Consider the following 14,417-nt stretch of genomic DNA (forward strand, 5'->3'; position numbering starts at 1 on the left):
GACCGTCCCCGCATGGCGGATCCGTTCCGTGTGCCTGTGATGATGCCACAGCCTACCGGCCCGGCACCAACCACCGCTTACGTTACTAGGCGGGTCGTCCCCACCGCAAAGAACAATGAGATACTCCAGTCTCCGGAGGAGCTGCCCTGAGCCGAGGAGACCTGTCGACGTGAGCAGCAGGCCGATCCGAGGCGCTGCTCGCCTCGCCGCCATACTCGACGCCCTGCCCGACGCGCTGCTGCTGGTGAACAGCAACGGCACGGTCGTCGATGCCAACAACGCCGCCGTGCAGAGCCTGCAGGCGCCCGGGACCTCACTGGTCGGGATGGGCGTGCTCGACCTGCTGCCCGAGTTCGATCCCAGCCGGATCCCGGGCTCGATGCGGCCCGCCCCCCGCGAGGACGACGCGCTGGACCGGCCCGTGCGGATGACCGCGCGGCGCACGGACGGCACCGCCTTCCCCGTCGAGGTGTCCGGCAACGACTTCGCGGACGACGGCGCGAGCGAGGGCCGCGGGTACGCGCTGTCGCCGCTGGTGCCGTACGACCCGTACCGGGACACCCCGCGGCAGTCCTCCGGCAGCGACCTGCTGCTGCTGCTGGTGCGCGACCTCTCCAGCCGGCTCGGCGTGGAGGCGGAGCTGCGGCGCCAGCACAAGCAGACCGAGATGATCCTGCGGGCCGCCGCCGAGGGCGTGCTGGGCGTCGACCTGGAGGGCCGCTGCGTGCTGGTCAACCCGGCCGCCGCGCACATCCTGGAGTACCGGGCGAGCGAGCTGGGCGGGCGCGAGCTGCACCCGCTGATCCAGCACTCCAAGGCCGACGGCACCCCGCTGACGCTGGAGGAGTCCGCCCTCCTGGACACCCTCACCTCCGGCCGCAAGCACCGGGTCCGCGGCGCCGTGCTGTGGCGCAAGGACGGCCGGCCGGTCACCGTCGACCTGACCACCGCCCCCGTCCGGGACGGCGACCAGCTGGTCGGCGCGGTGATGACCTTCACCGACCGCAGCCGCGAGCTGGCGCTGGTCGCCCGCAACGAGCACCTGACCGCCGTGCTGGAGAGCGAGCTCGGCGGCGCGCTGACGGCCCTTCACCGGCGCATCGACGCGCTCGCCGGCGACCCGGCCGGCCAGCTCTGGCCGGAGGCGAACTGGACCCTGCGGCGGCTCGCCGACGAGTGCCGGCGGTTCGGCAAGCTGATCGACGGGGTGCTGTCGTACCAGAGCTACGAGGCGGGCGCCGAGAGCGGGCAGAACGCCCCGGAGCGCGAGCCGGTCGGCCTGGACGAGGTCGTACGGCGGGCCGTGGAGCACGCCGGCGAACTGGTCGGCGCCGGACGGGTGCGCTTCTCGGTGCACGCCGCCGCCGTCGAGGTGATCGCGGACGAGGAGCGGCTGGCCCAGGCGCTGGCCCACCTGGTCGCGGACGTGAGCGGAGTGGCCCTGTCGCTGGACGCCGTGCCGGTGGTCGACGGCCTGGCCGTACCGGCCCCCGTCGGCCCGGCCGAGCTGCCGCCCTCCGGCGGGGAACCGCCCATGGTGGTGCTGGCCGCCGCCCAGCGCGGCGAGGTCGCCCGGGTCGAGATCCGCGGACCGGGCCTCGGCCCCAGCCCCGTCCACCTGCCGATAGCGCGCAGCGTGGTCGAGCGGCACGGCGGCGTGCTGCAGTCCCACGAGCTGCCCGACCGGGCCGGCACCACGTACGTGGTGGAGCTGCCGCTGGACCCGGTCGCGGCGAAGGCCGCCGCCGAGCGCGCGGCGGCCGGCGGACGCCGGGACACCCCGAAGGAGTCGGACACCGCCGTGCTGCCCGACCTCCCGGGGATCCCGCAGCTGCCCTCGGGCGAGCGGACGACCGAGGGCGACGGTACGGACGACACCGGCGCGGAGGCCGCGGGGCAGTCCCCGGCCGCGCGTCCGGCGGCGGAGCAGGCCCCCGCGGTGGCGCCCGGGGAGGAGGGCCGGACCGGCCGCGGCCGCCGGGCCGCCCGGGCCGCCGACCCCGAGCGCCGGCAGGACGCCCCCGCTCCCCGGACGGGCCAGGGCGGCGGCACCGGAACGGGCGTCACGCTCGGCCGGACCGTCCCCGAGCAGTGGAACGGCGACGGCGCCGACGCCGGCTACGGCAGAGCGGCCGCCGACCAGGGCGACCGGGCCGAGCACGACCCGTGGCGCGGCGGCGACAACGGCGGGACGGCCTACGCCGTGCCCGCCGGAGAGAGCGACCGGGCACCCGGCGGCCGGGACTCCGGCACCGACTCCCGGACCGCCGCGCAGGGCGCCCCCAAGGCGTCCGGCGGCGCGATCGCGCTCGGGCCCGGCCCGTCCGCGGCGCCCGCCGAGCCGGAGCGACCGGCCGAGCAGCCGGCCCCGGAGCGCGGACCGCTGGCCCTCGGACCGGCCGGCCCCGCGTCCGAGCCCGCCGACGGGCCGGTGCCCGCCCAGGGTCAGGGCGCCTCGCGGCGCCGGCGCGCCCTGCCCGCCGCCGGCGAGGAGCCGCCGGCCGGCTTCTCGCTGCCCGGCGTGCCCGACCCCGGCACCCCGCTCTACCCCGGTCTGGAGCACGCGCTCCCGGCCGGACCGGCGCCCGCCGTACCCGAGCCGGGCACGGTGCCGCCCACCGGCCGGCGCCGCCGGCTGGCCGTACCGCCCGGCGGCACGGCCGGGACCAGGCCCGAGGAGCAGGGCGAGGAGGCAGGCCAGGCCCCGGCCGGGCCCGAGGCGGCCCCCGCGGCCTCCGGCGCCCTGGAGATCGCCAGACCGGCGCTGCCGGCGGGCGACAACCTGCCCGCGACCACGCAGCCGGCCCCGCCGGCCGGCGCCGAGGCGGGCGAGCCGCGCCCGCCGCAGCCGGTGGGCAGCGGGCTGGGCGAGCTGTCGCCGCCGCGTCCGATGGGGGCCGGCGGCGGGTTCCCCGGTGCCTTCCCGGCCGCCCCGGCCGGCACGGTGGCCGTCCCGCAGGCGGGCGGCCCGGCGGACGGCGGCGCACCGGTGGAGGCCCGTACTCCCCCGCGTCCGATGGCCGAGCTGGCCCCCGCCGGCCACGGCGAGCCCGCCCCGGCACCGGACGGCGCCCCCTCGGCCGCCGGTGCCCCGGCCGCTGACGGGAACGCCCGTCGGCTGCTGGTCTGGCCGGAGCCCGACCCGTCCACCAAGCAGGCCCTGCAGGACCGCGGCTACCACCCGGTCATCGTCCGCTCCCGCGAGGAGGTGGACGCGCAGGTCGCCGCCTTCCCCGCGGCGCTCTTCGTCGACCCGCTGACCGGCCCGATCACCCGGACGGCCCTGCAGTCCCTGCGGACCGCCGCGCTGAACAGCCGGGTTCCGGTGCTGGTCACGGCCGGGCTCGGGCAGTCCACCCGGGAGGCCGCCTACGGGGCCGACCCGGCGGTGCTGCTGCGCGCGCTGGCCCCCCGTGACGGCGAGAACCACGCCCCCCGGGTGCTGCTGGTGGAGTCCGACCCGGACATCGCGGCCGCGATGATCAGCAGCCTGGAACGGCGCGGCATGCACGTCGAGCACGCGGTGGACGAGAACGACGCCGTCGCCCGTGCCAGCAGCGTCCAGCCCAACCTGGTGGTGATGGACCTGCTCCAGATCCGCCGCCGCCGGGTCGGCCTGCTGGACTGGCTGCGCGCCAACGACCGGCTGCACCGCACCCCGCTGGTCGTCTACACCTCGGTGGACCTCGACCCGCGCGAGCTGCCGCGACTGCGGACCGGCGAGACGGTGCTCTTCCTGGCCGAGCGCTCGACCAGCCCGGACGTGCAGTCACGGATCGTCGACCTGCTGGGCCGGATCGGCTCGCTCGGCGAGCCGGGGGCGGCCGCCGGCGCCGGGGTGATGCGGCTCGCCGACCGCTGACGCGCCGGCCGTCGAACGTCCTCGGGCCCGCCCCTCCGGTCGGAGGGGCGGGCCCGAGGACCTTGTGCCCGGACGCGTCCGGCGGCTACTTGCCGAGGACGGTGACCTCCAGCTCCTCGGCCGCGTACGAGGCCCGGATCACCTTCTTGTCGAACTTGCCGACCGAGGTCTTGGGCACCGCCGGCACGATCGACCAGCGCTCCGGCAGCTGCCAGGAGGCGACCCGCTCGGCCAGGAAGGCCCGCAGTTCGGGCAGGCCGGCGGTGGCGCCCGGGCGCAGCACCACGGTCGCCAGCGGACGCTCGCCCCACTTGTCGTCGGGCACCGCGACCACCGCCGCCTCGGCCACCTCCGGGTGCGCCATCAGGGCGTTCTCCAGCTCGACCGAGGAGATCCACTCCCCGCCGGACTTGATCACGTCCTTGGCGCGGTCGGTCAGCGTCAGGTAGCCGTCCGCGGTGATGGTGCCGACGTCGCCGGTGCGCAGCCAGCCGTCCTCGCTGAACTTGTCGTCCGGACGCTCCGGGTCGTTGCCCGCGCCGCCGTAGTAGGCGCCCGCGATCCACGGGCCGCGGACCTCCAGCTCGCCGGCCGCCACGCCGTCGTGCGGCATGAACTCACCGGACGGGCCGGCCAGCCGGGCCTCGACGGAGGCGGGGAACAGGCCCTGGGTGAGCCGGTAGGGCCACTCCTGCTCGGTGGTCAGGCCGCCCGGCGGGAGGGCGAAGGTGCCGAGGGGCGAGGTCTCGGTCATGCCCCAGGCGTGCACCACGCTGATCCCGTGGCGGTCCTGGAAGGCCTTCATCAGGGCGGGCGGACAGGCCGATCCGCCGATCACGACCATCCGCAGGGCGGAGGTGTCGTAGTCGCCGGCGTCCAGCTCGTCCAGCAGGCCGCTCCAGATGGTGGGGACGGCAGCGCTGACGGTCGGCTTGATCCGGTCGATCATCGCGGCCAGCGGCTTCGGCTGCAGGAAGCGGTCCGGCATCAGCAGGTTGGCCCCGGACATGAAGGCGGTGTGCGGGATGCCCCAGGCGTTGACGTGGAACATCGGGACGACCGGCAGCGCGGTGTCGCGGGCGGTCAGCCCGAAGCTGTCGGCCGCGATCACCTGGAGGCAGTGCAGGTAGACCGAGCGGTGGCTGTAGAGCACGCCCTTCGGGTCCCCGGTGGTGCCGGAGGTGTAGCAGAGCGCGGCGGCCCGGCGCTCGTCGATGTCGGTCTGCCACGGGTACTCGGCCGGGCGGCCCTCGATCAGCGCCTCGTAGTCGTGGACGGTCCCGGCGAAGCCTGCCAGGACGGACCGGTCGCCCTCGCCGTTGACCACGATGTGCTGGAGCGTCGGGTTCAGCTGCGGCAGCACGGCCGCCAGCAACGGCAGCAGGCTGCCGTCCGCCACGATCACCCGGTCGGCGGCGTGGTTGACGATGAAGGACAGCTGGTGCGCGGGCAGGCGCAGGTTCAGGGTGTGCAGCACGGCGCCCATGGAGGGGACGGCCAGGTAGGCCTCCAGGTGCTCGGCGTTGTTCCACATCAGGGTCGCCACGCGGTCGTCGCCGCTCACGCCGAGTTCGTCGCGCAGGGCGTGCGCGAGCTGGGCCGCGCGGGCCCCCACCTCGGCGTACGTGCGGGTCACCGGGCCGGTGCCGTCCCAGGTGGTGACGGTGGAGCGGCCGTGGACGGTGGATCCGTGCACGAGGATCCGGGCGACGGTGAGCGGTACGTCCTGCATGGTGCTGAACACGCGGGTCCTCCTTGACCTGGCGGCTCCTGGCCGGGCTACCCGACGGTAACGAAGGGGGCCCGTGGCCGATTCTGCCGCTCGGGGAAGCCGCTGTCAGCATCCGGCGGCCGTTGCGCCGGTCACGGCTGGGCCACGTTCGCGCGGCGCCCGGTGCGGTGGGCGCGCCCGCACGTCCGGCGGCGCGAGGACGACGTGAGGCGCCGCGGGGACGCCGGGAGGGGGAAGGCCGGGCCGCTCCTGCGGCGCCGTCAGGTTGCGATGACCGCGGCGACCAGCAGGCGGGAGGCCTAGAGCGGCAAGCACGACGTTCACCGCGCGGAGTCCAGGTTCTCGGCGACGGAACGGGGGGTGCGCGGCGGCCCGCCTCGGCGGAGCCCAGGATTCCCACGGGACTCCAGGCGCCGCACGACCGGCACCCGCAACCCCGCGCGCACGGAGCCCCGGCCGGGGCCGCCCGGCGCGGGGCGTCAGGCGGCGACCAGGGCGTCCAGCTGGTTGCGGTCGACGGTGAGGGTGACGCCGCCGTGGGTCTCCTCGACGTCGCCGCGGTACTGGTGGATCCGCTGGTGCCTGGTCCACAGGCCGCGCAGGCTCGCGTGGTCGGTGCTCGGGCGGTCGTCCCAGCGGGCGTACCAGAGCGCGTCCGGCAGCGGCGCGGCGCCCGCGCGGGCTGCGGCGGCCAGGTCGGCGATGCCGGAGTCGAGGCTGGAGTAGAACCCGGAGCGGTACCCGGCGGCGTGCAGCGCCTGGGTCCAGCCGAGGGTGAAGTCGACCACCGCCTGGCCGCAGGCGGGATCCTGCGGCGGGTAGGACTCGATGTCCAGGTAGACCGGGCTGCCCTTGCCCAGCCCGACCGCCTTCAGCCCGCGCACGGCGACGCCCGCCTCGTCCCGCCCCTGCTGGACGGCGTCGGCGGGGTCGATCCGCCGGGGCTTGCCGGCCTGGGTCCGGCAGGGCGCCTGCAGGCCGACGTGGACCGGGACGAAGCGCCACCCCATCGCGCGGGCCTGCCGGATCCAGTCGGCGGTGAGCCGGGGCTGGCCGCAGGCGCGCTGGGCGCCGCTGGTGTAGATGCCGACCGCGCCGTACGGGGAGTCGGCGCGCCAGGCCTTCAGCGTCTCCAGCGAGGGCGCGGTGCAGGCGTCGAAGCCGGCGCCCTCGAAGACCTCACGGTGCAGGCCCTGCAGCGGTCCGGCCGGGTCGTCCAGGACGGTGGCGCGGATCCGGGGCGGCGGCGCGGGCGCGCCCGCGGCGGCGAGCGCCTCGGCGCTCGATCCGGCCCCGCCGTCGGTGGCCAGGAGCAGCACGAGGGAGGCGGCGGCGAGGGACGCGGGGCGGAGATAGCGCACGGTCCATTGGTACTGACGGTTCGTCGGATGATCCGAGCGACAGGGCCGCCGAGGCGCCTCCGAGTCACCCTTTTGGCCGACCCGTCCAGGTACGTCCATATTCTGGTAACGAGCTTGCCGGGGCAGCACTCCTTACGGCACACTCACTGGCATGCCCGCTCCTCAACCGACCGCCCCCGCCTTCCCGGCCCGGCCCGGCGCCACCGTCGCCCACGCCGAGGCCCTCGCCATGCCGCCCGCCCCCAAGGGCGAGCCCGCCGGCGAACGCGGTGGGTGGCGACGAGGCGGCGGCAGCGGCACGACCGACGGGCCGGCCGCCGCGCCACCGGGCACACCCGTCGACCGGACACCGTCCGGCCGACGGACCTCGAAGCTGCTGCGGCGCCCGGCGAGAATCCCGGCGCCGCTTCTCTGCGTTCTGGCCATGTTCACCGTCCAGAGCGGCACCGCCCTCTCCAAGCCGCTGTTCGCCCTGCTCGGCGTGGGCGGCACGACCTTCCTGCGGCTCGGCTTCGCCGCGATCGTCCTGCTGGCGGTGGCCCGGCCCCGGCTGCGCGGCCGCAGCCCGCGCGACCTCGGCGCGGCGGCCCTGCTCGGCGTCGCCTCGGCCGGCATGACCCTGCTCTTCGCCGGGGCCGTCGACCGGCTGCCGATGGGCACCGCCGCGACCATCGAGTTCCTCGGCCCGCTCGCGGTCGCCCTGCTCTTCGCCCGGCAGGCCGCCCACCTGCTCTGGGCCCTGCTGGCCGGCGGCGGGGTCGCCCTGCTGACCCTGTTCACCGGCGGCGGGCACGGCGGCTCCGCGCTGGACCCGGTCGGCCTCGCCTACGCCTTCGGCGCGGCCGCCTGCTACGCGGTGTACATCCTGTTCACCGACAAGGTCGGCGCGGCCTTCCAGGGGTTCCAGGGCCTGGCCGTGTCGATGACGGTCGGCGCGATCACGCTGGCGCCCTTCGGCCTCGGCCAGGCCTGGCACGGGCTGAGCGCGCCGGGCGCCTCACCCGTCCTGCTGCTGCTCGCCGTGGCCGGGGTGTCGCTGCTGCTGCCGGTGATCCCGTACGCGCTGGAGATGACCGCGCTGCGCCGGATGCCGCAGCGGGTGTTCAGCGTGATCGTGAGCCTGGAGCCGGCGGTGAGCGCGCTGGTCGGCCTGGTGGTGCTGCACCAGTTGCTCGGGTGGCCGCAGCTGGCGGGCATCGGGTGCGTGGTCGCCGCCAGCGTGGGCGCCACCTTGACCGGACGCCGGTAACGCGGCCCTCGCCCGCCCGCTCCGGCGGCCGGGCGCGGCACCCGACGGCGGATGCCCCGGCGGCCCGAGGAGGGCTGCCGGGGCATCCGCCGTCCCGGGCGTCACGGCCAGAGCAGGGTCCGCCGCCAGCCCGCGGGCGCGTCGTCACCGGCCGGGGTGCCGACGGCCGGAGCCTCACCGGCCGCGGCGTCCGTCCTGCTGTAGTGCAGGCGGACGTGACGGCGGCTCTGGTCGCCCTGCCAGAACTCCACCTCCCGGGCCCGCAGGGTGTAGACGGTGTGGGTCGGCGCCACCACGGCCGGATCCAGCTCCAGCCGGCGGCCGACCTCCTCGGCGGCGAGGTCGTACGCCGCGAGCGACGCCAGCGGCTCGCTCTGGTGCCCGACCAGCGTCGCCGCCCGCGCACCCGGCGACCTGGTGGCGAACTCGGCGGCCGAGACCTCCCGCGGGGCCGCCTCGACCGTGCCGCGCACCCGGACCTGCCGGCCCTGCGCCGGCCAGTAGAGCGTCATGGCAGCCACCGGGTGCTCGGCGAGCTGCCGGCCCTTGGGGCTGTCCGCGTCGATCGCGAAGACCCACGCTCCGCCGTCGGCGTCCACGTCGCGCAGCACCAGCGCCCGGGCGTCCGGCACCCCGTCGGCCCCGATCGTCGACAGGGTGACCACCTGCGGGTCGAGGACCCCGGCCGCGAAGGCCCCGGCGAGCCAGTCGGCGAACAGCGGACCGGGAGCGTCCGGGGCCCGCTCGGGGTCGAAGAAGGGCAGCGCGCGGGCCATCGGCGGCCGGCCGAACAGCAGCCCGGCAACCGCGCTCCGGCCGGGACCGGCCGGCCGGGGGGCGTCCACCGAGTCAGTCACCATGGGTCTCTCCTCCGTGCTGGGCGGGTCGGGCGGCCTGACGGCGCCACGCGAGCGCCACCGTACCGGGCGGGCCCGCGCCGGAGGCGGACCGGCCGGAGCGGGACCGCGCGGCGGCGGCCCGGCGGCGCGGCCTGCCCCTGTCCCGTCCCGGGGCGGGCGGCGCCCGGACAGGCCGGTGGGCGGCGCCGGTGTCGGCGCCGCCCACGTGGCCGGTTCGCGGTGACCCTTTCCGCTCTCCCGGTGAGGCCGGACGGACGCGGTCGCGCCGCGCCGTCCCGTACGGTCTTCGAGCTCGCTCCGCGGGTGCTCAGCTCACCCGCGGCCGCGGTCCGTCCGACGATGCCCGCCTCCGGCGCCCCCGCCGTCGGTGTGCGTGTCGTGCGGGCGCGGTGCCCGTCGCCGTGCTTGCCCGCGCCGCCGCCGTGGCGCCGCGGGATGCTGTTCGCCCGGCCGTCGCCGCCGGTGTCGGCGCTGCTACGGCCTGCTGGGCCCGGTGGGCCCGGTCCGTCCTTCCGGACCCGGGGCTAGCCGAGGGCCGGCACGAAGACCGGATTGAAGTAGACGTTGAGGTTCTTGTTGGACTGATCGGCGAGGACCAGGCCGGCGTTGTCCTTCACCCCGAGGGTGTTGTTCTGGTTCGAGGCACCGGAGCCGGTCGCCGTCTGCTGCGTCGCGTTGTAGTTGCCGTCCACCGAGCCGAAGATGTTGCCGCTGCCGATGTTCGACACCACGCTGCTGTTCGAACTGTCGCCGGCCAGTGCCCCGTTGTCGGCCGCCGCGGCTCCCGAACCGGCCAGCAGGAGTGCGGCGGCGATCGGGAGCGCGGCGAGCAGGCCGAGATGACGAATGGTGCGGATGCGAGCCATGAATGCCTCCATAAAAGCTGTAAGTCATGATATCCGTGCAGAAGTTCGCGGCCAGACGAACATCTGCGGGCTGCGACGCCGAGACACAGACTTCCGCAACAAATCGACAAAGCACCACCCCCGCCCGCCTTTTTCGCCCATTAGCGTGACATCGAGCCGGGTGCGAATAGCGGCCGGAGACCGGATCCGAAAGCCGACACACGGGCGGCCAACTGGGATTTCCCTCCAACGGCCGCCCCGGCCCGGCCGTTGGAGCGGACCGATGTCCGGCGCGGGCAGCGCGCATGGAAAACGGCCCGCACCACCCCGGCGCGGGCCGTCGGCATGCGCGCCCCTTCAGGGTGCGGTCGGCCGTCCAAGTCGATAATTCCAGCCATTCTTCGGCGACGCGAAAATCATTTCGTCAGCCACTCCGATATCAGGCTTCCCCTGCAGCCACCGGATATTCCACCGGCCCCGGGCCCAGGTGTTCGCCCGGGTCCGGGTACCCCGTCGACGACGCCGCCCGAGGACCTCAGAGAGCCTTGCCCGGATTGAGGATCCCCAACGGGTCGAACACCGACTTCAGCTGCCGCTGCAGCTCAACGGCGACGGGGCCCAGCTCCCGCTCCAGCCAGTCCCGCTTCAGCAGCCCCACACCGTGCTCGCCCGTGATCGTCCCGCCCAACTCCAGCCCCAGGCCCATGATCTCGTCGAAGGACTGCTTCGCCCGGGCCGCCTGCTCCGGATCGTCCGCGTCGAAGATGACGATCGGGTGGGTGTTGCCGTCACCGGCGTGGCAGACCACGCCGATGGTCAGGTCGCAGCGCTCGGCGATCGCCGCCACCCCGCCGAGCATCTCGGCCATCCGCGAGCGCGGCACCGCGACGTCGTCGATCATCGTGGTGCCGAGCCGGTCCAGGGCGGTGAGCGAGAGCCGGCGCGCCTGCAGCAGCATCTCCGACTCCGCCTGGTCCTCCGCCGGCACCACCTCGGTCGCCCCCGCCGCCAGGCACAGCTCCCCCACCGCGGCCAGCTCGGCCGCCGGGTGCGGACCGTCGAAGGCCACCAGCAGCAGGGCCTGGGTCGACTCCGGGAGCCCCATCTGCGCGAGGTCGTTGACCGCCCGCACGGTCACCGTGTCCATCAGCTCCATCAGCGAGGGCGTGAAGCCCTTGGCCATCACCTCGCACACCGCGGCGCAGGCCGCGTCGGTGCTCGGGAACTCCGCCGCCAGCGCCAACTGCGGTGCCGGGGCGGGACGCAGCGCCACCACCGCCCGCACCACCACGCCCAGCGTGCCCTCCGAACCGACCAGCAGCCGGGTCAGGTCGTAGCCCGCGACGCCCTTGGCCGTCCGACGGCCGGTGGACAGCAGCCGCCCGTCCGCCAGCACCACGTCGAGGCCGAGCACGTACTCGCTGGTCACCCCGTACTTGACGCAGCAGAGCCCGCCCGCGCCGGTGCCGATGTTGCCGCCGATCGTGCAGGACTCCCAGCTCGACGGGTCCGGCGGGTAAGCAAGCCCCAACTGGCCTGCCGCGCGCGAGAGTTCGGCGTTCACCACGCCGGGTTCGACCACCGCGATCCGGTTCACCGGATCCAGCTCCAGGATCCGGTTCATCTTGACCATCGACAGCACGATGCAGTCGTCCACCGCGTTGGCGCCGCCGGACAGGCCCGTCCTGGCGCCCTGCGGCACCACCGGGACCCGCAGCGCGGTCGCGGTGCGCATGATGTGCTGCACCTGCTCGACCGTCTCCGGGAACACCACCACGGCGGGTGTCCCGGCCTCGCAGAAGCCCGCCATGTCGTAGCGGTACGCGGCGGTGACGTCCGGGTCCACCACCAGCGCCCCCGCCGGGAGCCCCTCCGCCAAACGGTCCGTCAGGTCACTCACAGTGCTCTCCGATCGCTCGCCGCGCGGGCAGTCCCACCTCCCCCGCACTCTGCCCCGCCGCCCGGGCACCGGCAAGCACCCACCCCTACCCCGGCCCTGGGCCGGCGCCCACCCCTACCCCGGCCCGGACGGACGCCGGCCCCGGCCTCCGGTCACCCCCGACGCGGCGGACGTCGGGGGTGACCGGAGGCCGGGGCCGGCGGGTCGGGAGGGCGGCCGCACCCGAAGACAGGGGTCGCCCGGGTCAGGCCTTGGTGACCGGCTCCTGGATCTCGGTCACCCACTTGTCCCGGTCGTCCGGGCACTCCAGGTAGAGCTCGCGCGCGTACCCGGTCGAGCGGTAGCCGTTCCCGTCCGTCCAGCGGGCCAGGGTCTGCACCGTCGGCATGATCCCGTCCATGGAACCGCGGTGCACGACGGTCGCCGCCGTCCCGATCGCGGGGAGGTCGACGATCTCGAAGTCGTACCCGGCGGCGGGATCGACCGTGACCGTCATCGCGGCGTGCACCAGGACGGCCTCACCGTCGCCGGGCGCGTCCGCGTAGTACGCGATCCCGGGCCCGAACGGGCCGACCCCGGCCGCGACCAGCCGCCGGCACAGCTCGTCGTACAGCGGGCCGATCACCGGGCCGATGTCCTCCGGCCGGTAGCTCGCCGCCACACCGGTCAGCTCGGCCACCCGGACCGCCGGGATGCTCTTCACCACAACGTCGTCGGCAGGCATGCGTCCCTCACTCTCGATCGTCCGGAGCCTCGCCTCGACGTGGGCCAGCCGCCTGGCGTCCGCCGCCATCGCGGCCGCCAGTTCCGCCCGCCGCAGCCGGAGCATCCCGCGCAGCTCCTCCGCACCCACCTGCTCGTCCAGGACGGCCTGCACCTGCTGGAGCGTGAAGCCGAGGTCCTTGAGCGCGATGATGCGGTTGAGCCGGGCGAGCTGCCCCGCCTCGTAGAAGCGGTAGCTGCTGACCGGGTCGACCCGGGCGGGGCGGAGCAGTCCGATCGCGTCGTAGTGACGCAGCATGCGGACCGACACCCGGCCGTGTCTGGCGAAGTCTCCGATGTTGAACATGACGCCTCCTACTGCACAGCCTCACACGGTGTCATGGTCAAGCCCGTCCTCCCCGCCGCCTCCGGCGCCCTCCCGGGCCGGATGCTGCCGCCCACCCCTCACGCCCCCGTTACCGGCCCCTGCTCCACCCGCCGTGCCCTACGCCCTCCCCTCCCCCGGTCAGTCCGTGACCGTGAACCCGTGCCGGTCGCCGAGCTCGGTCAGACTGCGCTGGCCCGGGATCCCGTCCGCCTGGGCGCCCTCGTAGCCCAGGCGCCGCTGGAACCCGGCGTACGCCTCGATCGTCCGGGTGCCGAGCGAGCCGTCCACCCAGACCGGATCGAGGAGCCCCTCGTCGACCAGGGCCTGCTCGACGATCCGCACCTCGTCCCCGTACGTCCGGTGCCCCTGCTCGGCGCCGGGGTCCGTCCGGGCGGCGGCCCGGACGTGCGCCAGCGAGACCACCCGCGGGGCGGGGAGGTGGCCGAGGAGGCCGCGCAGGGAGGTCTCGCCCGGGACGCCGTCCGCGTCGGTGCCGCTGTAGCCGAGCGAGCGCTGGTAGTCGGCGTAGTTGAGGGTGTCCGGATCCCGCCAGTCCTCGTCCGGACCGCTCCGGTAGTGCGACCCGTGGCCGTGCGCGACCAGCGCCTCGCCCACCTCCCGGACGTGCGGGCCGTGGGCGCCGTACCCGTACACCAGCCCGCCGATCGTCACCTGGTAGCGGGCGACGGCGGGCTCCGGGGCCGGGGGCGGAGTGGGGGTGCGCGGAGTGGGCACCGGACCGCCGCCGGCCCGGGCGACGATCCCCGGCAGGACGTCCTCCAGGAACTGGCGCACCCGGGCGTCGCCCGGGCAGGCCGTCCCGCCGTCCGACCACTGCGGGAACAGCCGGTGGTAACCGTACCCGGGGTCGTCCCAGGTGCGGCAGACCCGCAGCGGGACGCCGTGCTGCTGGTGCATCCAGACGCCGAGCCGGATCAGCGCCTCGACCTGCTCCGGGGTCCACGGGTCGGTGTGCTGGAGGTTGGAGGCGCTCTCGACGGACACCGCGCCGGTGCCGTCGGGGCGGCGGTTGGCGTACATGTTCGCGTCGGCGCGGGTCTGCGTGCCGATGTACTGCGCGATCGCGCCGTCGTACCCGAGGCCGAAGTGGCTCTCCAGGTTCGTACTGTCCCGCCAGTACTCGAAGATCCGCTGCGGCGTCCACGGCGCAGCGATGCTGTGCATGATCAGCTGGGTCGGGACGATGGCCGGCTGGCCGTCGGATTCTGGTTGAAGCTCCATGCGCTCAGCGCCGGGGTACCAGGCCATGAGGTGCCTCCTGGACGTGCCGAAGTTCCCGGCGCGAACGCCCGGAAGTGGTGCGCGGACTGTTCGCCCGCGATCCACCAGCGAACGGCAAAACCGGAACGCCGGCCCTCAGATCGTATTCAAACCACCCGATCGGGTCACCAGGCGAACCACCTGTGACCATTGATCCGAACACCTGGCCCCCTCACCGACGGCCGAGCGAAAAGGCGGCCCGACCTGCGTCGGAACGGGTGGTGACACCGTGTCGGC

Annotated in this window: 9 protein-coding genes; 2 read left to right on the top strand and 7 right to left on the bottom strand. The window is 75.2% G+C overall.

Translation table 11 applies throughout. The features are described 5' to 3' along the window. Window positions 1-169 precede the first annotated feature (169 nt). Window positions 170-3,862 carry a response regulator gene (locus J2S46_RS19775; RefSeq protein WP_191294112.1) on the top strand — a complete coding sequence of 1,231 codons (3,693 nt, stop codon included), beginning with the start codon at window positions 170-172 and terminating at the stop codon, window positions 3,860-3,862. Between the two features lie 85 nt (window positions 3,863-3,947). On the opposite strand, the gene J2S46_RS19780 is transcribed toward J2S46_RS19775, so the two are convergent. Beyond that, window positions 3,948-5,606, bottom strand: coding sequence for a long-chain fatty acid--CoA ligase (locus tag J2S46_RS19780; protein ID WP_191294113.1), 1,659 nt, complete (start codon window positions 5,604-5,606; stop codon window positions 3,948-3,950). Window positions 5,607-6,073: 467 nt separating this feature from the next. Further along, entirely contained in the window at window positions 6,074-6,955 is an 882-nt protein-coding gene (locus tag J2S46_RS19785; RefSeq protein WP_191294114.1) for a DUF1906 domain-containing protein, read from the bottom strand. Between the two features lie 151 nt (window positions 6,956-7,106). Here J2S46_RS19785 and J2S46_RS19790 point away from each other — a divergent pair, with 151 nt between their 5' ends. Further along, window positions 7,107-8,204: an EamA family transporter gene (locus tag J2S46_RS19790; RefSeq protein WP_229913343.1), complete on the top strand. Its 1,098-nt coding sequence runs from the start codon at window positions 7,107-7,109 to the stop codon at window positions 8,202-8,204. Between the two features lie 101 nt (window positions 8,205-8,305). Here the strand turns inward: J2S46_RS19790 and J2S46_RS19795 are convergent, their stop codons facing one another. From J2S46_RS19795 to J2S46_RS19815, 5 genes are all read right to left on the bottom strand, one after another. Then, window positions 8,306-9,064, bottom strand: coding sequence for a pyridoxine/pyridoxamine 5'-phosphate oxidase (locus J2S46_RS19795; protein WP_191294115.1), 759 nt, complete (start codon window positions 9,062-9,064; stop codon window positions 8,306-8,308). Between the two features lie 524 nt (window positions 9,065-9,588). Next, window positions 9,589-9,930 (bottom strand): hypothetical protein, encoded by a 342-nt coding sequence (locus J2S46_RS19800; RefSeq protein ID WP_191294116.1) that lies wholly within the window; start codon window positions 9,928-9,930, stop codon window positions 9,589-9,591. A gap of 514 nt (window positions 9,931-10,444) precedes the next feature. Then, a complete protein-coding gene (locus J2S46_RS19805; protein ID WP_191294117.1) occupies window positions 10,445-11,809 on the bottom strand; it encodes an FAD-binding oxidoreductase in 1,365 nt (454 codons plus the stop codon). 244 nt (window positions 11,810-12,053) lie between these two features. Then, window positions 12,054-12,878 carry a MerR family transcriptional regulator gene (locus J2S46_RS19810; RefSeq protein WP_191294118.1) on the bottom strand — a complete coding sequence of 275 codons (825 nt, stop codon included), beginning with the start codon at window positions 12,876-12,878 and terminating at the stop codon, window positions 12,054-12,056. Window positions 12,879-13,037: 159 nt separating this feature from the next. After that, window positions 13,038-14,168: a peptidoglycan-binding protein gene (locus J2S46_RS19815; protein ID WP_229913344.1), complete on the bottom strand. Its 1,131-nt coding sequence runs from the start codon at window positions 14,166-14,168 to the stop codon at window positions 13,038-13,040. Window positions 14,169-14,417 lie beyond the last annotated feature (249 nt).

The sequence above is a fragment of the Kitasatospora herbaricolor genome (genome assembly GCF_030813695.1).
Lineage (GTDB): Bacteria > Actinomycetota > Actinomycetes > Streptomycetales > Streptomycetaceae > Kitasatospora > Kitasatospora herbaricolor.

Coding starts and splice junctions, on each gene's coding strand:
- J2S46_RS19790 (WP_229913343.1), top strand. CDS start 7,107: ATGCCCGCTCCTCAACCGACCGCCCCCGCCTTCCCGGCCCGGCCCGGC.
- J2S46_RS19795 (WP_191294115.1), bottom strand. CDS start 9,064: ATGGTGACTGACTCGGTGGACGCCCCCCGGCCGGCCGGTCCCGGCCGG.
- J2S46_RS19800 (WP_191294116.1), bottom strand. CDS start 9,930: ATGGCTCGCATCCGCACCATTCGTCATCTCGGCCTGCTCGCCGCGCTC.
- J2S46_RS19810 (WP_191294118.1), bottom strand. CDS start 12,878: ATGTTCAACATCGGAGACTTCGCCAGACACGGCCGGGTGTCGGTCCGC.
- J2S46_RS19815 (WP_229913344.1), bottom strand. CDS start 14,168: ATGGCCTGGTACCCCGGCGCTGAGCGCATGGAGCTTCAACCAGAATCC.